Origin of the sequence: Rhizobium sp. BK049 (genome assembly GCF_014193135.1) — a bacterium.
In the GTDB taxonomy this organism is placed as follows: domain Bacteria; phylum Pseudomonadota; class Alphaproteobacteria; order Rhizobiales; family Rhizobiaceae; genus Rhizobium.
Map to the genome: position 1 here is coordinate 1 of NZ_JACHYV010000026.1, position 24,767 is coordinate 24,767.

Here is a 24,767-nt window from a genome sequence, read left to right on the forward strand (position 1 = left end):
CCTGTGCGCCGTTATAGCCGTCGCCCGAAAACTCATCGTTCTCGCCAACACAATCCTCTTTCGAAAGACCGAATGGACGCCACAACACCGGAAAATTGAACATGGTTGCTCCCCCGCTGGGGAGAAGGGGACGTGTCGCGAGGTCTCAATCCCCTCTTCTCCCAAGCGGGAGAAGGTGCCCGTAGGGCGGATGAGGGGGCCGCACGGCATGAGTTTCATGAGTTTCACCGTGGTTAACATTGGGGTAACGACATCAGGATAAGTCTAGCGGCCGCCGCTCTCCGCGGCTTTGTTTTTGCGTTTCCTGGAGTGCAGACGTGTCTCGTGCGGCAGCGCGGCTCGAAGAACCAGGTGCTCATCGGTGTCTCGGCGACCTACAGGTTCAATTTCTCTCTGCAGTGATCAAATCATGTCGCCCGCAAGTGTGCCGCGGTTCCGGGCGTCATGCATCACAAAGAGCCAAAGCGCATCACAGTAATCAGATTTGATGCGACACGCTTCTGGCGCCGTCGCGATCGCTTCTTGACCGGATCGCCAGCCCGCCGCTAGATGGATGGCATGCAAGATACCGGCGAGTTCAACGATCGCGTCTCCGACGCACCTTCCGATAACTGGGTTTACCGGACCCTGCCGCCATGGCTCTGGCCTTATGCGCAGCTTGCACGCTGGGATCGCCCGATCGGCTGGGAGCTCTTGATGTGGCCGTGCTTCTGGTCGGCCACGCTCGCCTCCAATGCGGCGATCGGCCAAGGGCTTTATTCCGGCAGCCTGCTGATGTCCCACCTTTTCCTCTATTTTATCGGTGCCGTCGCCATGCGCGGCGCCGGCTGTACCTATAACGATCTCGTCGATCACGAGATTGACATGGAAGTGGCGCGCACCCGTTCGCGTCCGCTGCCCTCGGGCCGCGTCACCCGCGGACGCGCGAAGATCTTCATCGGCATTCAGGCGCTGGTCGGCCTCTTCGTGCTCTTGCAGTTCAACTGGTTCACCGTCTTTCTCGGCCTGCTTTCGCTCGGCATCGTGGCACTTTATCCCTATGCCAAGCGCTTCACCGACTGGCCGCAATTTTATCTCGGCCTTGCCTTTTCCTGGGGCGCGCTGATGGGCTGGGCCGGCATTCTGGGCGGCCTCTCCTTTGCCGCCATCCTGCTTTATGCCGCCTCCGTCGCCTGGACGATCGGTTACGACACCATCTATGCACATCAGGACAAGGAGGATGACGAGCTGATCGGCGTGCGCTCCACCGCGCGTCTCTTCGGCGATAAGACGAGGCAATGGCTGATCGGCCTTTATGGGCTGACGCTGGTGCTGATGTTTGCTGCCTTCGCGCTCGCCGGCGCCAATCTCATCGCCTTCCTGGCCTTGTTCGGCGCGGCCGGCATGTTCGCCTGGCAGATCATCCGCCTTGATATCAACGATCCCGCCCAATGCCTGGCGCTCTTCAAGTCGAACAACCGCGTCGGCCTGACCATATTCGCCGGGCTGTTCTTTTCGCTGCTCTTTGCCATTCCCTGAATGGAATGGTTCGTGAAACGATAAACCCGGCACGAGGGCCGGGTTTCGCTTCTTCCAGATCTTCCTGCCGAGATGGCACAGTCGCGATTTCGGTCAGTTGCGGGCAATGATTTCCTTGCCTTCGATCTTCATGGCGACGCCCAGCTGCCCGGTGGTGCGACGCACGAGGAAGCGCGGACGGCGATTGGCGAAGTAGGAATGACGGCGACGCTGCTTGAGGTCACTGGTGCGCAGCGCCCCGATATGGTCCTCGAGCGGCCGGGCGACGCCATCTGCCTCGACCATTAGCATCGGAATGCGGAAGGCCTCCGACCAGCTGCGCCAGTCGGCGGCGATGTCGCTGAGATCATGAGCAACGAGCAGCGGAATGCAGAGCTCGGGATCGGCGTGGTGAAGTTCGAGCGTGACGGTGACCTCGCCGTCGCCATGGTCGATGGCGCGGGCGGCGACACCCTTAAAGACGCGCCTCGGCAGGGCAATCGAGAGCGGCAGACCGCTGGAGGGAAGGACTTTCCGCAGCACTGCGCCACGTTCGTCTATCGTGATGCTGACATCATCCGAACAATCATGGATGGCGTAGCTGATTTGCTGCGGGAAGCGGGACGGATCGAGACGCAGCGTCGTGCCAGCCCAAACGGGCTTCAAAACGGGATTGTTCATTTCATTCTACCCTTGTCTTACCTGAGAGCCGGTTTGCGGTCTTCTCCTCGGGACTTTTCGTCCTCTATGGCCGACAATAGGCGGCCCCCCTTCCGTACTGCTTAAAAATTGCGGTTAAGAAAACTTTGCCTCCCCTGATGGTTATCAAAACCGAATCCGGCAGGGTTTCCGGAAGGTGAACGGCTGGCTGACCTGAAATGGCGCAGTCGAAAGGTAAGTCTCGGGTAAGCTTTGCGTGGCAAAATGGGCTTACCAGCAGTTTGTCGTTCTTTTAGAGATTTTGCCGAAAAGGGCGCTTTTCATGATCACGGCCTCCCTCGCTTACACGATCCTGTCGAAGGACATGACGTCGAGCTTGAACAAGGTCGCCTCGCAGGCGACGGTCAAGAAGGATGCCCAGTATTACGCGGACAATATCAACAAGGTCAAAGACGTCGACGACTTTCTCGGCGATTACAAGCTCTACAGCTACGCCATGAAGGCCTATGGCCTCGAGGATATGACCTATGCCAAGGCCTTCATGAAGAAGGTGCTCGAAAGCGATCTCACGGACCCGAACAGCTACGCCAACAAGCTCTCCGATACGCGCTACCGTGAATTCGCGGCCGCCTTCAACTTCAATGCGCCCGAGAAGGACGTTCAGACCGACGCGCAGGAAGACGAGCTCATCGGCCTCTACAAGCAGTCCTTCGTCGATGCCGACAAGGCGGCGGCCACCGAGAGCACCTATTACAGCAACAATATCGACAGCGTGCAGACCGTCGACGACCTGGTCAACAACACCCGGCTGCGCACCTATGTGCTGAAGGCCTTCAAGATCGATCCCACCTATGCCTCGAAGGATTTCCTGCGGCAGGTGCTGACGAGCGATCTTAGCGACCCGACAAGCGTCGTGAACGCGCAGGGCGGCGACAAGTACAAGGCGCTTGCCGCCCAATTCAGCTTCAATGCCGACGGGACGGTCAACGGCAGCGCCCAGACCGCGACGCAGAAGGCGTCGATCATCGAGACCTATACGCTGCATAACCAGTCCGTCATCATCGACAATTCCGTCGGTTCTGATGTCGTCTATGTCAGCAAGACGGCGGCCGAATACAACCAGGCCTATTATACTGCCAAGATCGGCACGATCACCAATGTGGACGATCTCGTCGCCGACAGTCGTCTGACGTCCTATATCAAGACCGCCTACAGCATGGGCGCCGATTTCACCGCGCCGGCGCTGCGCATGGTGTTGACCGACCCCGGCTACGCCCAGCTGATGGGCTTCACCAATGTCTACAACGCCTTCAATTTCAAGGCCGACGGCACGACATCGACAACGGCGCGTGCACAGACGATCGCCCAGTCGAACAAGCTGAAGGACGCGGCGGCAAGCACCGCCAATTATTATAGCGTGACCTCGCGGTCGAGCAGCATCACCAATGTCGACGACCTGCTCGCCGACAGCGTTCTGGCACGCTATATCAAGGATGCCTACGGCCTCGGCAGCAGTTTCAGCAATGCCGAGCTGAAGAGCATTCTGACGGACTCGACCTATGCCGCCGCCCAGGGGCATGCCGATCTCAATGCCGACTTCAACTTTCAGGCTGACGGCTCGATCAACGGGTCGGTGATTCAGACCGACGCGCAGCGCAAGTCGACCACCGACAAATCGGCGGCGAACGCAACGCACTTCAACAGCATGATCGGCAATGTCACCAATGTCGACGACATCATGTCCGATCCCGTCGCCGTTAGCTATCTCAGAACCAGCATGCAGATCGCCGACAGCGTCTCCGACGCAACGCTGAGGAGCTTCCTCGTCGATCCCTCGGCGGCCAGCGCCCAGGGCTACAGCGACGTCCACGATCTGTTCAATTTCAAAACGGACGGCTCGGTCGCGACCCTCTATGCCACGCAGAGCGCGGCGCAAAGCGCCAGCACGGCAAGCAAGGCCGACGATGCCGCCGTCTATTACCAGGCAACCATCGCCGGCATCTCCAATGTCGACCAGCTGCTGGCCGACCGGCGGCTGAATAATTTCATCCGCAACGCTTACGGCATCCCCTCGACCGTCAGCGATGTCGATCTGCGCGCTATCCTGACCGATCAGAGCGGCACCGGCACCTATGCCGACGTCGCTGCCGCCTTCAACTTCAAGGCGGACGGTTCGCTCGAGGACGGCATGGCGGCACAGACGTCCGCCCAGATCACCAACACGAAAATTGCCGCCACGGCGCGCACGGACGACTATTCCGCCCGTATGGCGACGATCTCCAATGTCGATGATCTCATCGCCGATCCTGCAATCACCAACTTCCTGAAGAGCACCTACAATCTGCCGTTCGATATCACGGACGCCGATCTCAGGAGCATCCTGACTGATGCGACCGCCGCCGCCGCGGCCGGCTATTCCCACCTCAATGCCGATTTCAATTTTGCCGCCGACGGATCGCTTCCCGTCGTCAGCTCGATCCAGACCGCAGATCAGGCGCAGACCACCAACGACAACTACATGGCGCGCTATGACGACGAGCGCGACGAGGCGATTGAAGAAGTTGCCGACAATTACAAGAGCATGATGGCAGACAGCAGCAGCCTCTTGAACTTTTCCGACGTCAAGACCGTCAATGATTTCCTGCGCACCAATCGAACGGCCGATTTCACAAGGAGCAACGACAACCTGCCGGATCTCTATCATGTCGCGCTGCAGGCCTTCGGCTTGACCGATCAGGACGTGCCGCGCTCGATGATGCGCAAGATCCTGACGAGCGATGCCTACGATCCGGACGGCTATATCGCCTCGCTCAAGGACGAGCGAATTACCAATCTCGCCCGCGCCTTCAATTTCGGCCCCGACGGCAAGGCGGCCGCACCCCTCCAGGCGCTGCCCGACGCGACCATGGCCAAATACGCCACCGACTACAAGGCGCATGTGACCATGCTGCTGAAGGCCGGCCCGGTAAAGGACAAGGCATCGAAGGACGCAACCGCCGAGGTGGATTATTTCGCCAAGGGTATGGCGAAAGTGCAGTCGCTCGACGATTTCCTCGCTGACAGCCGCCTAACCGATCTGGTGTTGAAGGCGAACAACCTCGACCCGAAGGATTACGACAAGGCGACGCTGAAGAAGATCTTCACTTCCGATCCCGACGACAAGAAGAGCTACCTCAACACCAAGGCCGATGCGCGCTTCAAGGATATCGTCGCTGCCTTCAACTTCGACAAGGACGGCAATCTGACCCGTGCCAAGATCGGCGCCATCCAGAACAAGGCGGCCGAGGACAATACCCAGGAGCTCTACCTGCAGCAGACGCTGGAAACCCAGCAAGGCGAAAGCAACGACGGCGTCCGCCTGGCGCTCTATTTCAGCCGCAAAGCCTCCAGCATCACCTCAATCTATTCGCTCCTTGGCGACAAGGCGCTTTATCAGGTCATCACCACGGCTTACAGCCTGCCGTCACAGATATCGGGCATGGACGTCGCCAAACAGGCCGATCTCATTAATCGTTTCGTCAAGCTCGAGGACCTCCAGGATCCGAAGAAGGTGGACAAGCTGCTGCGGCGCTTCACCGCGATGTACGACGTCCAGAACAGCACCCAGCAGTCGCCGGCCCTGCAGATCCTGACCGGCGGCGGCACGCAGCAGGCGTAAGGTGGTTCGAGCAACGGGAAATTGCTCCGAGTTTCCCACGATCAGCAGGCTCAAGCCAAGACAGCCATTCGTACGGACGGCTGCTCCTCACCCTAACCCTCTCCCCGTAAACGGGGCGAGGGGACTTGCCCTGCGATGAGGTTGTCGGGAGACGGAGAGGCTGCGGCATATCCCCTTCGCCCCGCGTGCGGGGGTCCGAAGGGCGGGTCGAGACCCGTGGCTCGACCCCGGTCGGCGCCGGCAGGCGGATGAGGGGCAAACCTCATATTTCGAGACTGACCACCTTCCCGGGGTTCATGATACCAGCCGGATCGAAGGCGCGCTTGATGCGGCGCATCAGCTCGATTTCGATCGCCGGGCGGATTGCCGCCAGTTCGTCGCGCTTCAGCTGGCCAATGCCGTGTTCGGCCGAGATCGAGCCGCCATGGGCGAGCACCAGTCCATGCACGATGTGGTTCATTTCGCGCCAGCGGGCGATGAAGGCGGCCTTGTCGGCGCCGATAGGCTGGGAAATATTGTAGTGAATATTGCCGTCGCCCATGTGGCCGAAGGCGCAGATGCGGGCGCCCGGCATGGCTGCCATGACGACTTTCTCCGCCTCGGCCATGAAATGCGGGATCTTCGACACCGGCACGGAGACGTCGTGCTTGATTGAACCGCCTTCCGGCTTCTGCGCGTCCGACATGCTCTCGCGCATGTGCCAGATCGCCTTCTGCTGGGCGACGGAGGCGGCAATCGCGGCGTCCTGCACCAGCCCGGCCTCGAAGCCCTGTTCCAGCACGCCGTTCATCATCCGCTCCGCCGTCTCGGCCGAATCCGAGGTCGAGATGTCGATCAGCACGTACCAGGGGTAGGCCGCATCCAGCGGATCGCGCACGCCGTCGATATGACGGGTGGTGATCTCGACGCCGAAGCGCGGCATCAGTTCGAAACCGGTGAGCGAGGTGCCGCAGAGGCTGGCGGCAAGGTTGAAAAGCGCAAGCGCATCTTCGACCGAATTGAGGCCGGCAAACGCCACCTGATGACCGAGCGGCTGAGGAAACAGCTTCAGCACCGCGCCGGTGATGATGCCGAGCGTGCCTTCGGCGCCGATGAAGAGATCGCGCAGGTCATAGCCGGTATTGTCCTTCTTCAGGCGGCGCAGGCCGTCCCAGATCTCGCCGGTCGGCAGCACCACTTCGAGGCCGAGGCAGAGCTGGCGCATATTGCCATAGGCAAGCACGGCCGTGCCGCCGGCATTGGTGGAGAGATTGCCGCCGATGCGGCAGGAGCCCTCCGAGCCGAGCGAGAGCGGAAACAGCCGCCCATGCGCTTCGGCCGCTTTCTGCACATCGGCCAGGATCGCGCCGCCATCGGCGACCAGCACGTTCGCCACCGGGTCGACGTCGCGGATCCTCGTCATGCGTTCGAGCGACAGGATGATGTCGGCCTGCCCCGTGCGCGGCGTCTGGCCGCCGACGAGGCCAGTATTGCCGGTCTGCGGTACGATCGCCGTTTTGGTCTCGGTCGCAAGTCTCATGATCTCGGAGACCTCCTCGACCGAACCTGGCTTCAGCAGGAGAGGGGAGGAGCCATGGTAGAGCCCGCGATTTTCGATCAGGTGCGGCGCCAGATCGGCCTCGCGGCGCAGCGCATATTTTTCGCCGACGATCGCGGCGAAACGGTCGAGAAGATCGGTGGAAATGCCGGCGCTGCTCATCAGGTCGATCCTCTATCGCTTCTATCGGGTCAGTTGGTCGCGCGGGGCGCGGCAGCCCTTTGCAGCCGGTCGTTGATGGCTTCGCCGAGCCCGTCGTCCGGGATCGGCGAGAAGGCAATACTCGATACGCCGCTGGCATCGGCACGCTTCATGTAGTCGAAAAGATTGGCCGCCGCTTCCGCCAGGTCGCCGCGTGGGCTGAGATCGAGGACGATGCGTGCCTTACGCGCGCCTTCGACCGCCGCACCGCCGAAGGCGATCAGCGCTTCGCCCGGTTCCACTTTGGTCGCATTGAGGCGCACGCTGGCGCCCGGCGCATAATGCGAGGCGAGCATGCCGGGCGCCTCGATTGCCGCCGATGCCTTTTTGGCGCGCAGCAGCGGCTGGCCTGCGACCCGCTCGATCTCGCGCGCCGCCAGCCCGCCGGGCCGAAGCAGCCGCAACCGGCCGCCCTCCGCCTTGACGATGGTCGATTCGACGCCGACAGCGCTCGGTCCCGCATCGAGGATCAATGGAATTCTCGCCCCGAGATCGGCTTCGACATGGGCAGCACTTGTGGCGCTGATGGCGCCCGACGTATTGGCGCTCGGCGCCGCGAGCGGCCGTCCGAAGGCGCCGATCAGGGCACCGGCGAAGCCCTTGGGCACACGCACGCCGACGCTGTCGAGACCGGCGGTCGCCAGAGAGTGGATCGGGCTTTCAGCCTTCACCGGCAGCACCAGCGTCAGCGGGCCGGGCCAGAAGGCTTCGGCGAGCGCCCGCGATACCGGGTCGAACTCGGCATGCTGTTCGGCCATGTCGAGATCGGCCATATGGCAGATCAGCGGGTTGAAACGCGGCCGTCCCTTGGTCTCGTAGATGCGGGTGATGGCTGCCGGATTGGTGGCGTCGGCCGCAAGGCCGTAGACGGTCTCCGTCGGCATGGCGACGGCAAAGCCTTGGGAAAGAGCGGCACAGGCCGCTTCGAGCGCCACCTGCCTGTCTGCTCTGATATCAATAATGCGTGCCATATGCTGCCCGTCTCTGGTTCCGGCAGTCATTAGGCTTTCCGCCGCTTACGATCAATCGCCTTGTTCGCTCACAATTGGCGGATGATTTCGCGCAGCTGTTCGTTGCGGGCGCCGAGCAGCAGGATGTTGCGGATCGCTGCCTGCGGATCGTGGGTGCGAAAGAGCAGCCCGTTGCCGCGCACCGAGCGGTCGATCGTCATCTTTTCGGAGGACTCCTCGCCCGGCTTGATCGCGACGGCAAAATACATCCGCGAATAGCCGACGTCGATCCGTTCGAAGAAGTTGTCGTTGTCGCCGATTTCGGAATAGAAATTTGCGATGTAGAAAGCCCAGCTGACCTCCTCGTAGCGGGCGAATTTGGTGCGCGCTGCGGTGACGTGGCAATAGCCGAGATGCGGGCTGTCCTCCAGCGTCCGGTGGAAGATCATCTTCGGAAACTGGATCGAGTGGTGGAAGCCGTTGATGTGCTGATGCGTCTTCTCGCCGGCCGCCTGCAGCTTGCGGCCGGTCTTTGCGGCGACCTCGTCATGGGTGAGGTAGCGCCTTTCCTCGGCCAGCCAGTGGCGCCGGTCGCGGGGGATGCGGCCGGTGCGCAGGAATTCGGAATGGGCGGCGACCAGTGGCCGCTCCTGCGGCCGGATTACTTCTTTCGCGTCGAAATAGCGGAGTCTGGCCATGGTCTACATGCTTTGTCGGTCTGAGGTCGAAAGCAGGATAAGAGCGTATGCTTAACGCAGCATTAAGATGCGGCCGTCGCATCGGCCGGAAGCCGGCAATGTCGTAAATGCGACAATCGCCGATACCGGAGAGCCGCCTTCTTTGCCAATCCGGTCTTTACGCAATGTCGCAATTGACGATAATTGCCTGCAGAGTCGGACATCGGGTCGACTGGGAAGGGCTGTTTTGAAGCCTCCGCGCTTCCTGTCGTCAATTTCGAAGCCGATGTCGCATTACAACCAAGCGGCGGGAATGCCAGGTGATTAAATGGCGCCATGAACAATTCTCCCGCAGGAGAAGGTTAGCAGGCGCGCTTCCATAGCCTTCCGCTGAAGGCGGCAGCCGGTGCACGAGGACATGAAGATGGATATTCGCAGCAACGTTTTACGTCAGCTCAAGAACCGCCGCGAGGGCTTCAGCCTCGAACAGCCGTTCTACACCGACGAGGATTATTTCAAACTCGATATGGAGATGATCTACTATCGCGACTGGCTGTTCATGGGCCATGATTGCGAGTTGCCGAAGCCGGGCGCCTATTTCACCGTCCAGATCGGCACCTATCCGGTCGTCATAGTCCGCGGCCGTGACAATGTCATCCGCGCCTTCCACAACAGCTGTCGTCATCGCGGCTCGCGCGTCTGCACCAAGGAGCACGGCTCTTCCGTGCGTCTCGTCTGCCCCTATCATCAGTGGACTTACGATCTCGACGGCAAACTTGCCTTTGCCCGTCACATGGGCGACGATTTCGACAAAACCGGCTTCAACCTGAAGCCCGTCCACTGCGAGAGCGTCGCAGGCTATATTTTCATCTGCCTTGCCGACGTCGCCCCCGATTTCAAGCCGGTGCGCGACACGATCGAGCCCTATATGGCGCCGCATCGGATCGGCGAGACTAAGGTGGCTTTCCAGAGCACGATCATCGAGAAGGGCAACTGGAAGCTCGTCTGGGAAAACAACCGCGAGTGCTACCACTGCGCCGCCAATCACCCGGAACTCTGCCGCACCTATCCGGAAGCCCCGAGCGTCACCGGCACAGACGGCGGCGCCGACGATCCGGAGATTGCAGGCCATTGGGCGCGCTGTGAGGCCGCCGGCCTGCCGAGCAAGTTCCAGATCTCGCCGGATGGTCAGTTCCGCACCGCCCGCATGCCGCTGATCGAGGATGCCGAAAGCTACACCATGTCGGGCAAGCCGGCCGTGCAGCGCCGGATCTCCGACGACATCTCGATCAATCGTATCGGCACGATGCTGCTCTTCCACTATCCGACGACGTGGAACCATCTGCTCGGCGACCACGCTATCTCCTTCCGAGTGCTGCCGCTCAGCGCCAACGAGACGGCGGTGACGACCAAGTGGCTCGTCCACAAGGACGCCGTGGAAGGCGTCGATTACAATCTTGAGGAACTGACGCACGTCTGGACCGAGACCAACGACCAGGACCGCCGGATCGTCGAAGAGAATGCCTTCGGCATCCACTCGCCCGCCTATGAGCCCGGCCCCTATTCGGCCGTGCACGAGGGCGGCGTCATGCAGTTCCTCGAATGGTATTCGAACTTCATGGTGAACCGCCTGCAGGGTGAAACGGCGAAAATTTCCGCCGTCGCCTGAGCGCGCCGGTTGACCCCGCTTATCCAAAAGCGGCCCGTCCAGCCGCTTTTGGAACCATTTTCTCCCGAAAGCGTTGCAAGACCAAGCGGTTATCGCTGCTGAATGGAGAGAAAGAAATGATCGGCCTGAGAAACAAAATTGCGACCGCGGTATTGGCCGCCGCCGTCGTGCTGACGGGCTTCGTGCCGTCGCAAGCAATACAGATGCCGGCCGCGCCGCAGGTTGAAAAAACCTCGGCTGTCGAGAACGTCCAATACTACCGCGATTATTATCGGCCTTACCGCCGCGACTACTACCGGCCCGGCTATCGCCCCGGCGCCTACTACCGCCCCGGCTGGTATGGCGGCTATCGCGGCTATTCCTACTACCGCCCCGGCTATCGCCGCTATAACGGCTACTGGTATCCGCTCGCCGCCTTCGGCGCCGGCGCGGTCATTGCCGCTCCGCGCTACGCCGCGCCCGCGCCGCGCATGGGTTCGGCTCATGTCGCCTGGTGCGCGAACCGCTACCGGTCCTACCGCGCCTACGACAACACCTTCCAGCCTTATAACGGCCCGCGCCAGCAGTGCTATTCGCCTTATCGATAGGTCCCGAATGCTGCCCGTCACCCTTCCCCTTTCCCGCAAACGGAAGAGGGGAAGGGCCAAATATGGGGAGCGAAGCGGAGGGCCGTGGCACGAAGCAACGGCGCAACAACTCAGTGAACGACGGTGATCACCGGAATGCCTGCTTCCTTGGCGGCACGGATAAGCGCGTACCGTGCGTCCTCAGCAGGAAGGTCCCCGTGGATCGCATCGCGGCATGCCTTCACCGCGGTCAGATATTCTTCTCCGTCTTCGAGCGGCCAGCAAGCCGTCAGCATCTGGGCCGCCTCCCAAAGGCTCGCGACAAGCTTGTATTTTTCCGGCCCGTTCACAACGAGCATCAGCGGGCTGAATTCTCCAGGTGTGTGCCACTTCATGACATCAGGCCTCCCCACGGTGAGCATATTAGTAACCGTGCAAGAACCGTTCCGCGCGAGGTGGCATGAAGCAGCTGATCACGCGGGCACCGATCTCCGGGATTGCCCGCCAAGGCCGAGGCCATAATCAGATGGACGAAGCGTCGCAATGCTGACAGTGGCCGCGTCCCGCATGATGCGATAGGCGCAACGCCGCGCCATCCGCTGCGTCGGCGGCGAATTGGCAAGAGCGTTAACCCACTCTCGGCCTTGAGCTGCCTTGAGCAGAGGATCCATGCCCGGTGCTGGTGGAGGAGGCCTACATGAATCCTCGGGTCAGGCCAGGTCAAGTCCTGGGATGACGGAGCGTTGGGTGAGCTCTGTGGCAAGTACCGCGACGTTTGCTGGAGTAGGAGCGAGCTCGCACTCCGAGAGTCACGCTGAACCTTTCACCCTCAAAGAATATCCACTCGCCGCAGCAGCCACCAGGCGAAGGCGATCGAGGCGATGATCAGGATGACGGCGTATTCCGTGCCGTAATCGCCGACGGCGAAGGGCAGGTTGGCGGTGTTCATGCCGAAGAAACCCGTCACCAGCGTCGGCGGCAGCAGGAAGGCGGTCATGATCGACAGCAGATAGAGGTGGCGGTTGGTCTCGGAGGATTGTTTGGAATCGATTTCTTCGTGCAGCAGGCGGGCCCGGTCCTGCAGGGCATAGACATCGTGGTCGACCGTTTCCAGCCGGCTCGTCAGCCGCCGCGCCACATCGTCGAAGCCGAAGGGCATTTCGTCCTCGTCGGCGGCCCCGGCGCGGCGCATCAGCGCCAGCACCGTGCGCAGATGCCGGTGCAGCCGCACCACGGTCCGCCGGACCGGCGCCAGCCGCCGGCGCTCGTCGCGCGGCGCATTGTCGTAAACGATATCCTCGATCTGGTTCAGCTCCTCGGTGAGCTCGATGACGATCGCGATCAGCGTCCGCTGGAATTCGATCACCAGCAATTCGAAGAGATCGACCGGCCGCGAGAATTTGCCCGGATTCTTCTCGATCAGCGTGCGCGCCCGCTCGACGCTGCGCAGCGGCTGCAGCCTTGTGGTGATGATGAAGCGATCCGACATGGCGAAATGCAGCCAGCCGAGATTGTTGGTGTCCTGGTCGAAATCGCGCTGGCAGTCGACGAGCGTGCCGTAGAGCATCTGCTCGTCGACGGTCAGCGCCGCATGCGTGTCATGCGTCGTCAATGCCGATCTCGCCTCCTCCGTCAGTCCGTCGAGCGTCTCGAGCAGGGCCGGCACACGGGCGTCGACAAGGTTGAGATGCAGCCAGTAGAAACAGTTCTCGGCGATCAGATCCGCCACCGTCGCGGTGTTGGTCAGCCGCACCGCCGTCTTTTCATCCGGCGAGAAACGATAGGCCCAGACGAAACCGGGTATGTTGACGGGCAATGTATCCATCGGTCGCCGATCCTTTGCGAGGGCGATATATTGTCTTCAGTTCTCCATGCCGTCCATGGGCGCCGCTGTGCAAGGAGAAAGCGCCATGCCGGGTGGAATTATCGCATTGCGTCGTATGAAACAAAATTGACGTTTACGTAAAAATCAACTAGCCCTTGCCGGGGAGGGCTTTGCATGAGGTGCAGGCACCCGACGGAGGAGAAAGCATGTACAAGGCGCCCGTTGAGGAAATCGCGTTCACATTGAAGCATGTAGCCGGCATGGGCGGGGCGATGTCGAACGGTCTTTTTGACGATCTCGGCGAGGATCTCGTCGACGCCATCCTGGCCGAGGCGGGACGTTTTGCCACAGAGGAGGTGGCGCCGCTCGCCGAGATCGGTGACCGCCAGGGCGCCCGCCTCGTCGATGGCGAGGTCCGGCTGCCGGATGGCTGGCGTGATCTCTACCGCAGCTGGATTGCCGGTGGCTGGAACGGCCTGACGGCGCCGGAGGCTTTCGGCGGCCAGGCCTTGCCTGACATGCTGAATGTCGCGGCTCTCGAAATGTGGAATTCCGGATCCATGGCCTTTGCGCTCGCTCCGACGCTGACCATGGGCGCCATCGAGGCGGTCAGCACCCATGGCAGCGCCGCGCTCAAGGAGAAATATCTGGCGAAGATGGTGTCGGGCGAGTGGACAGGCACCATGAACCTGACCGAGCCGCATGCCGGTTCCGATCTCGGCGTCCTGAAGGCCCGTGCCGAACGTAGGCCCGACGGCAGCTATCGCATATCGGGTCAGAAGATCTTCATCACCTGGGGCGAACACGACGCTGCCGACAACATCATCCATCTGGTGCTGGCGCGGCTGCCGGATGCACCGGCCGGCACGCGCGGCATCTCGCTCTTCCTGGTGCCGAAATTCCTGGTGAACGATGACGGCTCGCTTGGGCCCCGCAACGATCTCTTCTGCCACGCGCTGGAGCACAAGCTCGGCATTCATGGTTCGCCGACTTGCACGATGATCTATGGCGACGGCCGCTTCGGCGACGAAAAGGGGGCGATCGGCTGGCTGGTCGGCGAGGAGCACAAGGGGCTCGCCTGCATGTTCACGATGATGAACAATGCGCGCCTCGCCGTCGGCATGCAGGGCGTGGCGATCGCCGAGGCCGCCACTCAGAAGGCTATCGCCTATGCAAGCGAACGCACGCAGGGCAAGGCCCCGGGCTGGTCGGGCGCCGGCATGAGCCCGATCATTGAACATCCCGATGTCGCCCGCATGCTCCTGACCATGAAGGCGCTGACCCAAGGCTCGCGCGCCATCTCCTATGCCTGCGCCCACGCGATCGACATGTCCCGCCGGGCACCCGACGGCCGCCATTGGCAGGAGCGTGCCGCGCTTTTGACGCCGATCGCCAAGTCCTTTTCAACCGATGCCGGCGTCGAGGTCGCCTCGCTTGGCATCCAGGTGCATGGCGGCATGGGCTTCATCGAGGAGACCGGTGCGGCCCGTTATCTCCGCGATGCCCGCATCGCGCCGATCTACGAGGGCACCAACGGCATTCAGGCGATCGATCTCGTTACCCGCAAGCTGCCGCTTTCCGGCGGCGATCAGGTAAAAGGCTTCATCGCCGAGTTGAAGGGGATCGCCGACGATGTCCGCCGCTCGAATTTCGATGGTTTCGGCGAGACGGCCGCGCGCCTCGATGCAGCCGTCGCCGACCTGGAGCAGGCTACGATCTGGCTCCTGAAGGCGCTGGCAGATGACAGGACCGCGGAAGCGCTTGCCGGCGCCACGCCCTATCAGCGCCTGTTCGGGCTGGTGCTCACCGGCTGTTATCTTGCCAAGGGTGGCCTGTCCGAGAGCGGCGACGGCAAAGCCGAGGGCCGCATCGCGCTCTGCCGCTTCGCCGCTGAAAACCTGCTTTCCGAGACCGCAGCCCTTCGCGACCGGATCGTCAACGGCGCGGCAAGCCTTGCCGCCGCCCGCATTCTGCTTGCCTGAGGAGATCCCCATGACTGATCATATCGTCGTCGAGCAGCCTTCCGCCCATCCCGGCGTCCAGCTCATCCGCTTCAACCGGCCGGAAAAAAAGAATGCTTTTACGCGGGCGATGTACCGCACCATGACCGATGCGCTGAATGCCGCCAATGCCGACGCGACGATCAGGGTGACGGTCTTCCTCGGCACTGAAGGCAGCTTTTCCGCCGGCAACGACATCGCCGATTTTCTGGCCGTCGCCATGGGCGGCGGCATGGGAGAGGATCTGATCGATTTTCTCTACGCGCTCGTCAGATCCGAAAAGCCGCTGGTCTCCGGGGTCGACGGCCTGGCGATCGGCATCGGCACGACCCTCAACCTGCATTGCGACCTGACGATCGCTTCCGACCGCAGCCAGTTCCGCACGCCCTTCGTCGATCTGGCTCTGGTGCCGGAAGCTGCGTCCAGCTTGATTGCTCCGCGCATCATGGGTCACCAGCGGGCTTTTGCCATGCTCGCTGCCGGAGAGGCCTTCAGCGCCGAGGAGGCACGGGAGGCCGGGCTTGTCTGGAAGGTGACGACGCCGGAAGAGGTTGTACGACAGGCACTGGCCGCTGCCGCAAAGCTTGCCGCTAAGCCGCCCGAGGCGCTGCGCATCTCCCGTGAGCTCGTCCGCGGTCCGCGGGAGGAAATTATCGCCCGTATCGATGAAGAGGCTCGCCATTTCGCAGCCCGACTGAAAAGTGCAGAGGCGCGGGCCGCTTTCGAAGCTTTTATGCGACGTTGAGCCCCTATAATTTCATGGTTTTTGCTGAGATTTTAAGCTCCTTTTAAGTATAAGCTAAATAACTAGAGCGCGACGGATCCCCTCGGCCGTCCGGGCGCATGATGTGCTTGACCCCCTTGTTCAAATTCATCCAACGGTGTCGCCGCCCATGTCGCGGCGTGCTTAACCGTTGCGCCCCCGAATCTATTTGATGGAGTGCATGGCATGACAAAGAAGACCAATTTGATGACGCGCATCCTGGTTGCAGCGTCTGTCGTAGTCCTAGCTGCTTTCGCCGCCTTTTCCTATTACATCGATCACGTTCAGCGTAGCGTGACTACCGCTTCGATCGAAGCGAATATCAAATCCTCTGGCGAGCAGGCCGCCCACAGCCTCGCCAACTGGATGAACGGGCGCGTCATCTTGACCGCCATGGTCGGCGATGCTGTTGGCAAGGCAGTCGATCGTGACGGTGTTCGCAAGGTTCTGCAGAACAATGTGCTCGCCACCCAGTTTGTCAGCACCTACCTCGGCGATGAGCAGGGCGTCTTCACGTCGTGGCCGGACCTGCCGCTGCCGGCTGATTACGATCCGCGCAAGCGTCCCTGGTATCAGGATGCCGTCAAGGCAAACGCCCCCGTGCTGACCGAACCCTATACTGACGCATCCAGCGGCAATCTCATCATCAGCTCTGCCGTTCCGGTTTCCCGCGATGGCAAGCTCGCCGGCGTTGCTGCCAGCGATTTCTCGCTGGAAACCATGGTCAAGATGATCAAGGAGATCAATCTTGGCGGGCAGGGCGAGGCCTTCCTCGTTAATAACAGCGGCCAAATTCTCATCCACCCCGATGCGAAGCTGGTAACGAAGACGCTGGCCGATGCCTTCCCGACGATCACGCCGACAATCGGCGGCAGCCTCACCGAGACCGAATTTGCCGGCAAACCGGTGCTTGTGTCCTTCGTGCCGGTCGAAGGTCTTCCGACTGTAAAATGGTATCTCGGCTTCGTGGTCGACAGCGACAAAGCCTTCGCGACGCTCAATCAGTTCCGCATCGCAGCCCTTGTCGCCACCCTCCTTGCCGTCGGCATCATGATTGCCGCCATGGCATGGCTGCTGCACGGCTTCGTCATCCGTCCAATCACGGCGATGACCGCTGCCATGCAGAAGCTTGCCGCCGGTGATCTTTCCGCCGTCATTCCAGGCGAAGAGCGCCGTGATCAGATCGGCTCGATGGCGGAGGCCGTTGCCGTGTTCAAAGCGAATGCCGTCGACCGGGAGCGCTTGGAAGACGAAGCCGAGCAGGGCCGTTCGCTGACGGAGCGCGAGCGCCGGGAACGCGAAGCGCAGAAAACGCGTGAGGCGGCGGAAATCCGTGAGGCCGTCGATGCGCTTGCTGGCGCGCTCGGAGCACTTTCCGAAGGCAATCTTGCCCATCGCATCGATACGCCTTTTGCCTCCCACCTCGATCGCTTGCGCAGCGACTACAACACCTCCGTCGCCAAGCTGGACGCTGCCCTCCATGCCGTCGGCAGCAATGCCCATGCAATCGACGCTGGAGCGACGGAAATCCGTACCGCCGCGGACGGTCTTGCCCGCCGCACCGAACAGCAGGCCGCCTCCGTCGAGGAAACGGCTGCCGCTCTGGAAGAGATCACCACGACCGTCAAGGATACTGCTCGCCGCGCCGAAGAGGCCGGCAGTCTGGTTGGCCGCACACGCAACGACGCCGAACATTCGGGCGAGATCGTCAGCAAGGCCGTCGATGCCATGACCGGCATCCAACAGTCCTCGGAGAAGATCTCAAGCATCATCGGCGTTATCGATGATATTGCCTTCCAGACAAACCTGCTGGCTCTCAACGCTGGCGTCGAAGCCGCACGCGCTGGTGAAGCCGGCAAGGGTTTTGCCGTCGTTGCCCAGGAAGTGCGCGAACTGGCGCAGCGTTCGGCCCAGGCCGCCAAGGAAATCGAAGGTCTGATCACGACTTCGAATGCTCAGGTTCGTTCAGGCGTCACACTCGTCGGCGATACCGGCAAGGCGCTGCAGTCGATTGTTGCGCAGGTGCAGGAAATCAGCCGCCATGTCGAGGCGATTGTGATCGCCACGCGTGAACAGTCGACGGGCCTCGCCGAGATCAACACTGCCGTCAACACGATGGATCAGGGCACCCAGCAAAATGCAGCCATGGTCGAGGAACAGACGGCCGCCAGCCATGGTCTTGCCCAGGAGGCTGCGAAACTGATGCGGCTTCTGGCGCAGTTCAGACTCGGCGCTCAGGAAGCCTTGGCTGTCCGCCGCGCAGCTTGACAAAGGTTGTCATCGGAGATGCCCGCGCTCGCCGCGGGCGTTTCCGATTGCCGAATGACGCCGGTTACTTCTCCAGCGTCGCCACCACCTCGACATGTGAAGTCCAGAGGAACTGGTCGATCGGCGTGACGCCGGTGATGCGGTAGCCGCCCTCGACGAGGATGGCGAGATCGCGCGCCAGAGTCAGCGGATTGCAGCTGACGGCGGCGATCTTCTTCACCGCCGAGCGGGCGAGCTCCTTGCACTGGAACTCCGCGCCGGCGCGCGGCGGATCGAAGACGACCATGTCATAGGGCTTCAGCTCCTGCGTCATCAGCGGACGTCGGAAGAGATCACGCCTTTCGACCGTCACCGGTTTCAGGCCTTGGGTTTTGCGGGCCGCCTGGTCGAGGGCGGCGAGCGCCTTGGCCTCGGCTTCGACGGCATGGACGCGACCGATCCGCGCCAGCCTGAGCGAAAACGTGCCGGCGCCGGCGAAGAGATCGGCGATCCGCTTCGCCTTGCCGGCATGGGCGAGTGCCAGTTCCGCCATCGCCTCTTCGGCCGGCTTGGTCGCCTGGGCAAAGCCGCCCGACGGCGGCGAAACAGAGACGCCGCCGAAATCGAGGAGCGGCTTCGATGGCTCGACCAGGATTTCTCCATTCACCGTCACGCGGGCAATGCCGCGCAAGGCCAGCACCGTCTCGATCGCCTTGCGCCGCTGCGGGTCGGAGAGCTTCTTGATTTCGTCGACCGCTACATCGAGTCCGGAGAGCGTTTCAAGCACGGCGATCCGGAAGGCTTCGGCGCTGGTCGCGAGCGACGCGGCGATCGCCTTGATCGCCGGCAGCCGGGCGACGATGCCCGGCGACGAGATCGGACATTCCTCGATGGCGACGATGTGGTGGCTTTCGGCCTGATTGAAACCGATCAGCATGTCCTTCTCGGTCCTGCGCGCCGCAAACACCACGCGCCGTCGCTCGCCCGGGTGAGCCGGGACGATTTCGCCGACCTCAGGCGTCAGCCCCTTGGATTTCAGCGCGTCGATGACCAGCTGGCGCTTGAAGGCGCGGTAGGGGCCGTCGGCCAGATGCTGCAGCGTGCAGCCGCCGCAGGTGCCGTTGATGCCGTCCGGACCGAAATGCCGGCAGGGCGGCTCCTGCCGGTCGGGTGAGGGCGCTGCGATCGACATGATCGTGCCATGGCTCTTGACGCGGGCGATCGCCACGGTTTCCCCAGGCAGGGAAAAGGGCACGTAGACAGGCCCGCCGGCGTCGCTTGCGATGCCGTCGCCCTGGGTGCCGAGTTTTTCGATCGTGACGGTTTCGGTGCTCACGGTTTCAATCCTGCTAGAAGGTATTCCTGATTGCCGTCGCCGCCTGATATCGGGGAGGAGATGAGGCCGAGGCTTTTCCAGCCCATGTCCTCGGTGAACCAGCGCTCCAATTCGGATGCGACGGCCGGAGCAGACGAGGGATCCTTCAATAGCCCGCCCTTGCCGATCGCCTCGCGCCCGGCCTCGAACTGGGGCTTGACCAGCAGCACGGCGACAGCACCCGCCGCAGCGAGATCGAGCGCCGGAGCCAGCGCCAGCTTCAGCGAGATGAAGGAGACATCGGAGACGATGAAGGTGGCGGGCTCGCCGATATCGTCGGCGCTGAGACTGCGGGCGTTGAGGCCTTCGCGGTTCGTCACCCGCGGATCGCCGGATAGCCGCGGATGCATCTGCCGATGGCCGACATCGATTGCGGTGACGTGCCGGGCGCCCCTGAGCAGCAGCACTTCGGTGAAGCCGCCGGTGGAGGCGCCGATATCGAGACAGTGATGGCCGGCCGGATCGAGCCGGAAATGGTCGAGAGCGGCCGCAAGCTTCAGCGCGGCGCGCGAGACGTAAGCCTGTGCCGGGTCGTCGATCTCGATATCGGCATCGTCGCCGAAGAGCGCGCCGGCCTTGGTTACCACCTCACCGGCGATCCGGACCGTGCCGCGCTGCACGGCGTCGCGCGCCCGAGAGCGGCTGGCAAAGAGGCCGCGGGAGACGAGAAGCTGGTCGAGGCGTTGGCTGTTTTGATCGGACATCGGCTGTGAATGACCGGCAAAGCCGCCGCTTGCAAGCATTTTATTCCTGCCGGTTGCAGGGCAATTCCTGCGATCCGCGATTTAAACAAATTTAAAGCCTGTCCGCATAGGGTCGGCACGATTGCAGCGGTTGGTCCGAACCGCTTCGTGCCATGAAGGCGCAGGCGTCTTCCGCCGATCATGTTTCCAATTCCAAGTCTCTGCGGTTGCGCCTTGCGCGCGACTGTGTCTCGCCGCGCCGACTGTCGCCAGGAGAACTCACCGATGTCTGTTAAAAACATATCCTTGAATGGGAAGCTTGCGGCCACGTTCGCAGCCCTCATTCTGATCTTCGTGTCCGTTTCGTCTTTCGTCTATTCCAAGGCGACGGCATCGGCGGCCGCCTCCACCGAGCAGGAAAAATCGGAGCTGCTCGTCAACCAGATCGACGATGCGCTGCAGGCCATGCTCGAGCAGGCGGTCAACCTGCGCGGCTTCATTCTCTTCCGCAGCGACAGCACCTATGGCGATGTCTTCGCCAATCGCGAGCGCATGCTGAAGGCAATCGCCGCCGCCAAGCAGACCGCGGCCGGCGAGCCGCAGCTGGTCGAGATGATCGACGGCATGCAGAAGGCGGCCGACCTTTATTTCCATGAACTTGCCGAACCGCAGACCAAGGCGCGCAAGGAAACCGACATGCCGATCGAAGAGGTCGTCAAGATCGGCGTCAACGCCGCCAAGGGTCAGCTCGACGGTTTCCGCCAGGCGTCCGCCAAGATCAAGGCGACCGCCCGCGAAAAGTCGAATGCGCTCGCTGCGATCCGGGCTGATGCCAACAGCGATCTGACGACGACGCTGCTTGCCGGTGGCATCGTCGCCTCGCTTGCCGCCGCCCTTCTTGCCTGGCTGATGTCGCGCACCATCGTCCGCCCGGTCGTCGGCATGACCGCTGCCATGGACCGGCTCGCCGGCGGCCAGAACGATATCGAGGTTCCGGCTGTCGAACGCGGCGACGAGATCGGCCGCATGGCCAAGTCGGTCCTGGTCTTCAAGCAGGCGGCGATCGAGAAGCTGCGTCTTGCCGGGGAAACCGACCGCATGCGCGACGATGCAGAGCGCCAGCGCCAGGCAAGCGATGAGCAGAAGGCGCGCGAAGAAGGCGAGCTCCGCAATGCCGTCGACGCTCTCGCCGGTGGCCTTGCCGGCCTTGCCGTCGGCGATGTCGCTGCCCGCATCCAGACGCCGTTCGCGCCGCAATATGACAGCCTGCGCAACGACTTCAACCACGCCGTCGAAAAGCTGCAGGCGGCACTTCAGTCAGTCGGCCGCAATGCCTCGGCGATCAATGCAGGCGCTGGCGAAATCCGCTCGGCTGCCGACGATCTTGCCCATCGCACCGAGCAGCAAGCCGCAGCCGTCGAAGAGACCGCTGCAGCGCTCGAGCAGGTGACGACGACGGTGCGCGACAGCGCCAAGCGCGCCGAGGATGTCGGCAATCTCGTCGAGCGCACCCGCCTCGGCGCCGAAAAATCCGGCGATGTCGTCCGCAAGGCGGTCTCGGCCATGCAGCAGATCGAAAAATCCTCCGGCGAAATCTCCAACATCATCGGCGTCATCGACGACATCGCCTTCCAGACCAACCTCCTGGCGCTGAACGCCGGCGTCGAAGCGGCACGCGCCGGCGAGGCAGGCAAGGGCTTTGCAGTCGTCGCCCAGGAAGTGCGCGAGCTGGCGCAGCGTTCCGCCAAGGCTGCAAAGGAAATCAAGGACCTGATCACCAATTCCGGCACGCATGTGCAAACCGGCGTCACGCTGGTCGGCGAGACCGGTAAGGCGCTGGAAGCCATCGTCGCCGAGGTGCAGGAGATCAACCGCAACGTCAACGCGATCGTCACCGCCACGCGCGAACAGTCGATCGGCCTGCAGGAGATCAATACCGCCGTCAACAACATGGATCAGGGCACGCAGCAGAATGCGGCGATGGTCGAGCAGCAGACCGCTGCAAGCCATGCGCTTGCCCAGGAAGCAAGCGCCCTGGACGAGCTGCTGCGCCAGTTCAAGCTCGGAACCGAGCTTGCCGCTCCGGTCCAGAGGACGGCAGCCGCAACGCCGGCCTCGCGCCCCATCGCGTCACCGGCCCGCGCACTCGCCAGCAAGGTCACCAAGGCCTTCGGCGGCAAACAGGCGAGCGCTGCGGTTGCGGTTCAGGAGGACTGGACGGAGTTCTGAGAGCGCGCTTTCGGAAGGAAAGGCTAAGGAAGAGGGCGGCGCAGTGATGTGCTGCCCTTTTTTATTGAGAAGATTGGCATAGGTGCGAGCAGGAACCGCCCCTCACCCTTACCCTCTCCCGTAAATGGGGCGAGGGGACGTGCCCTGCGAAAGGTTAATGGAGAACGGAGAGGGTGCGGCATGGTCCCTTCGCCCCGTTTACGGGGGTCCGAAGGACGGGTCGAGACCCGTGGCTCGACCCCGGTCGGTGCCGGCAGGCGGATGAGGGGCGGCGCAACCCTCAAAAATTTGCCTACCCCGCAACCCCAACCGCAACACCGCGCCCTAGCGCCCGGAACACCGTCGAAACAATCCCGGCGCGATCCAATCCCGCATGGGCATTCATCGCTTCGGGCTTGGCCTGCTCCATCCAGATGTCGGGCATGACGAGCGAACGGATCTTCAGGCCGTTGTCGAGCAGGCCTTCGCTCGAAAGGTACTGCATCACCTGGCTGCCGAAGCCCCCGACCGAGCCTTCCTCGACGGTGATCAGCATCTCGTGGTGGCGGGCGAGCTGGCGGATCAGGTCGTGGTCGAGCGGTTTGGCGAAACGCGCGTCGGCGACCGTTGTCGACAACCCGGCGGCGTCGAGATCCTCGCCGGCAAGCAGACAGTCGGCAAGCCGGGTGCCGAAGGAGAGCAGCGCCACCTTGGTGCCTTCCTTGACGATGCGGCCCTTGCCGATCTGCAGGATTTCGCCGCGCGCCGGCATGTCGACGCCCACACCTTCGCCGCGGGGATAGCGGAAGGAGATCGGGCCGGCGTCATAGGCGGCGGCCGTGCGCACCATATGTTTGAGTTCAGCCTCGTCGGCCGCCGCCATCACCACGAAGCCGGGCAGGGTGGCGAGGAAGGCTGTGTCGAAGGAGCCGGCATGGGTCGGCCCGTCGGCGCCGACGAAGCCGGCGCGGTCGATCGGGAAACGCACCGGCAGGCCCTGGATTGCCACGTCGTGCACGACCTGGTCGTAGGCGCGCTGCAGGAAGGTGGAATAGAGGGCGGCGAACGGCTTGTAGCCTTCCGCCGCAAGCCCGGCGGCGAAGGTCACGGCATGCTGTTCGGCGATACCGACGTCAAAACAGCGCGACGGAAAGGCCTCGGCGAGTTTGTCGAGGCCGGTGCCATTCGGCATGGCGGCGGTGATGCCGACGATCTTGTCGTCAAGTGCGGCTTCCTGCACCAGCGCTTCGGCAAAGACGCTGGTATAGCTCGGCGCATTCGGCTTGACCCGCGCCTGCGCGCCGGTGATGACGTCGAACTTGTTGACGCCATGGTATTTGTCGGCCGCGGCTTCCGCCGGCGGATAACCCTTGCCCTTCTGGGTGACGACATGGATCAGCACCGGTCCGCGGGCGTTATCGCGCACATTGCGCAGCACCGGCAGCAGGTGGTCGAAGGAGTGCCCATCGATCGGGCCGATATGATAGAAGCCCATCTCCTCGAACATGGTGCCGCCGGTGACGTAGCCGCGCGCATGCTCGACGGCGCGGGTGATTGCCCGGTCGATGTTCTTGCCGAGATAGGCCGTCAGTTTCTTGCCGAAATCGCGGAAACCCATATAGGTGCGCCCCGAGGCGAGGCGGGCGAGATAGGCACTCATCGCCCCCGTCGGCGGGGCGATCGACATGTCGTTGTCGTTGAGAATGACGATGAGGCGGGCGTCGAGGGCGCCGGCATTGTTCAGCGCCTCATAGGCCATCCCGGCCGACATCGCCCCGTCGCCGATGACGGCGATGACGCGCCGGTCGGTCTTCTCCAGATCGGCGGCGATCGCCATGCCGAGGCCGGCCGAGATCGAGGTCGAGGAATGCGCCGCCCCGAACGGATCATATTCGCTTTCGGCCCGGCGGGTGAAACCGGAAAGGCCGTTTTCCTGGCGCAGCGTGCGGATGCGGTCGCGCCGGCCGGTGAGGATCTTGTGCGGATAGCATTGGTGGCCGACATCGAAGATCAGCCGATCGTTGGGCGTATCGAAGACGCTGTGGATGGCGATCGTCAGCTCGACCACGCCGAGGCCGGCGCCGAGATGACCGCCGGTGCGCGACACCGCATCGATCATTTCGTCCCGGACTTCGCGGGCAAGCTGCGGCAGCTCGCGATCCTCGAGCTTGCGCAGGTCGGCTGGATAGATGACCTGGTCGAGCAGGGGAGTCTTCGGCAGTTGTGTCACGGGCGGGTGCTCTTTCTTGCT

17 protein-coding genes and 1 pseudogene are annotated in these 24,767 nt (G+C 62.5%); 9 read left to right on the forward strand and 9 right to left on the reverse strand.

Annotated features, from left to right (window positions below; genetic code table 11):
- Positions 1–315 precede the first annotated feature (315 nt).
- Together FHT70_RS23525 and ubiA are read left to right on the forward strand one after the other, a co-directional pair.
- Positions 316–402, forward strand: a pseudogene (locus FHT70_RS23525) (MipA/OmpV family protein); the annotation flags it as partial.
- A gap of 156 nt (positions 403–558) precedes the next feature.
- On the forward strand, positions 559–1,518 hold the full coding sequence (ubiA, locus tag FHT70_RS23530) for a 4-hydroxybenzoate octaprenyltransferase (protein ID WP_085779975.1): 960 nt from the start codon (positions 559–561) through the stop codon (positions 1,516–1,518).
- Positions 1,519–1,611: 93 nt separating this feature from the next.
- Here the strand turns inward: ubiA and FHT70_RS23535 are convergent, their stop codons facing one another.
- Positions 1,612–2,178 carry a DUF6101 family protein gene (locus FHT70_RS23535; RefSeq protein WP_183705186.1) on the reverse strand — a complete coding sequence of 189 codons (567 nt, stop codon included), beginning with the start codon at positions 2,176–2,178 and terminating at the stop codon, positions 1,612–1,614.
- 301 nt (positions 2,179–2,479) lie between these two features.
- Between FHT70_RS23535 and FHT70_RS23540 the strand changes: the two genes are divergently transcribed.
- On the forward strand, positions 2,480–5,815 hold the full coding sequence (locus FHT70_RS23540; protein ID WP_183705188.1) for a DUF1217 domain-containing protein: 3,336 nt from the start codon (positions 2,480–2,482) through the stop codon (positions 5,813–5,815).
- A gap of 262 nt (positions 5,816–6,077) precedes the next feature.
- Here FHT70_RS23540 and FHT70_RS23545 read toward each other — a convergent pair whose 3' ends face one another.
- The 3 genes from FHT70_RS23545 to FHT70_RS23555 all read right to left on the reverse strand — a co-directional run bounded on the left by FHT70_RS23545 (position 6,078) and on the right by FHT70_RS23555 (position 9,201).
- Complete coding sequence (locus tag FHT70_RS23545) at positions 6,078–7,514, reverse strand: FAD-binding oxidoreductase (protein ID WP_183705190.1); 1,437 nt, start codon at positions 7,512–7,514, stop codon at positions 6,078–6,080.
- A 29-nt stretch (positions 7,515–7,543) separates the two neighbouring features.
- Positions 7,544–8,524: an L-threonylcarbamoyladenylate synthase gene (locus FHT70_RS23550; protein ID WP_183705192.1), complete on the reverse strand. Its 981-nt coding sequence runs from the start codon at positions 8,522–8,524 to the stop codon at positions 7,544–7,546.
- Between the two features lie 68 nt (positions 8,525–8,592).
- Positions 8,593–9,201 (reverse strand): DUF6656 family protein, encoded by a 609-nt coding sequence (locus FHT70_RS23555; RefSeq protein ID WP_085777171.1) that lies wholly within the window; start codon positions 9,199–9,201, stop codon positions 8,593–8,595.
- A 403-nt stretch (positions 9,202–9,604) separates the two neighbouring features.
- Between FHT70_RS23555 and FHT70_RS23560 the strand changes: the two genes are divergently transcribed.
- Both FHT70_RS23560 and FHT70_RS23565 read left to right on the forward strand, forming a co-directional pair.
- Positions 9,605–10,849, forward strand: coding sequence for an aromatic ring-hydroxylating dioxygenase subunit alpha (locus tag FHT70_RS23560; protein WP_085779976.1), 1,245 nt, complete (start codon positions 9,605–9,607; stop codon positions 10,847–10,849).
- Positions 10,850–10,965: 116 nt separating this feature from the next.
- Complete coding sequence (locus FHT70_RS23565) at positions 10,966–11,436, forward strand: BA14K family protein (RefSeq protein ID WP_183705194.1); 471 nt, start codon at positions 10,966–10,968, stop codon at positions 11,434–11,436.
- Positions 11,437–11,546: 110 nt separating this feature from the next.
- Here FHT70_RS23565 and FHT70_RS23570 read toward each other — a convergent pair whose 3' ends face one another.
- Positions 11,547–11,810, reverse strand: a complete 264-nt coding sequence (locus tag FHT70_RS23570) for a DUF982 domain-containing protein (RefSeq protein ID WP_183705196.1) — start codon at positions 11,808–11,810, stop codon at positions 11,547–11,549.
- Between the two features lie 434 nt (positions 11,811–12,244).
- On the reverse strand, positions 12,245–13,240 hold the full coding sequence (locus FHT70_RS23575; protein ID WP_183705198.1) for a transporter: 996 nt from the start codon (positions 13,238–13,240) through the stop codon (positions 12,245–12,247).
- Between the two features lie 206 nt (positions 13,241–13,446).
- On the opposite strand from FHT70_RS23575, the gene FHT70_RS23580 reads away from it, so the two are divergent.
- The 3 genes from FHT70_RS23580 (at position 13,447) to FHT70_RS23590 (ending at position 18,271) form a co-directional block, all read left to right on the forward strand.
- Positions 13,447–15,222, forward strand: a complete 1,776-nt coding sequence (locus FHT70_RS23580; RefSeq protein ID WP_183705199.1) for an acyl-CoA dehydrogenase — start codon at positions 13,447–13,449, stop codon at positions 15,220–15,222.
- A 10-nt stretch (positions 15,223–15,232) separates the two neighbouring features.
- Entirely contained in the window at positions 15,233–15,985 is a 753-nt protein-coding gene (locus tag FHT70_RS23585) for a crotonase/enoyl-CoA hydratase family protein (protein WP_183705201.1), read from the forward strand.
- A gap of 204 nt (positions 15,986–16,189) precedes the next feature.
- Positions 16,190–18,271, forward strand: coding sequence for a methyl-accepting chemotaxis protein (locus tag FHT70_RS23590; protein WP_183705203.1), 2,082 nt, complete (start codon positions 16,190–16,192; stop codon positions 18,269–18,271).
- Positions 18,272–18,335: 64 nt separating this feature from the next.
- Here the strand turns inward: FHT70_RS23590 and FHT70_RS23595 are convergent, their stop codons facing one another.
- Positions 18,336–19,586, reverse strand: coding sequence for a class I SAM-dependent RNA methyltransferase (locus FHT70_RS23595; protein ID WP_183705205.1), 1,251 nt, complete (start codon positions 19,584–19,586; stop codon positions 18,336–18,338).
- The gene (locus FHT70_RS23600; RefSeq protein ID WP_183705316.1) at positions 19,583–20,329 is read right to left on the reverse strand and encodes a TlyA family RNA methyltransferase; all 747 of its coding nucleotides are present in this window, start codon (positions 20,327–20,329) and stop codon (positions 19,583–19,585) included. Before FHT70_RS23600 ends, FHT70_RS23595 begins: the two co-directional genes overlap by 4 nt.
- Before the next feature lie 264 nt (positions 20,330–20,593).
- Here FHT70_RS23600 and FHT70_RS23605 point away from each other — a divergent pair, with 264 nt between their 5' ends.
- Complete coding sequence (locus FHT70_RS23605) at positions 20,594–22,537, forward strand: methyl-accepting chemotaxis protein (protein ID WP_183705207.1); 1,944 nt, start codon at positions 20,594–20,596, stop codon at positions 22,535–22,537.
- A 292-nt stretch (positions 22,538–22,829) separates the two neighbouring features.
- On the opposite strand, the gene dxs is transcribed toward FHT70_RS23605, so the two are convergent.
- Entirely contained in the window at positions 22,830–24,746 is a 1,917-nt protein-coding gene (gene dxs / locus FHT70_RS23610; RefSeq protein WP_085777180.1) for a 1-deoxy-D-xylulose-5-phosphate synthase, read from the reverse strand.
- Between the last annotated feature and the right edge of the window lie 21 nt (positions 24,747–24,767).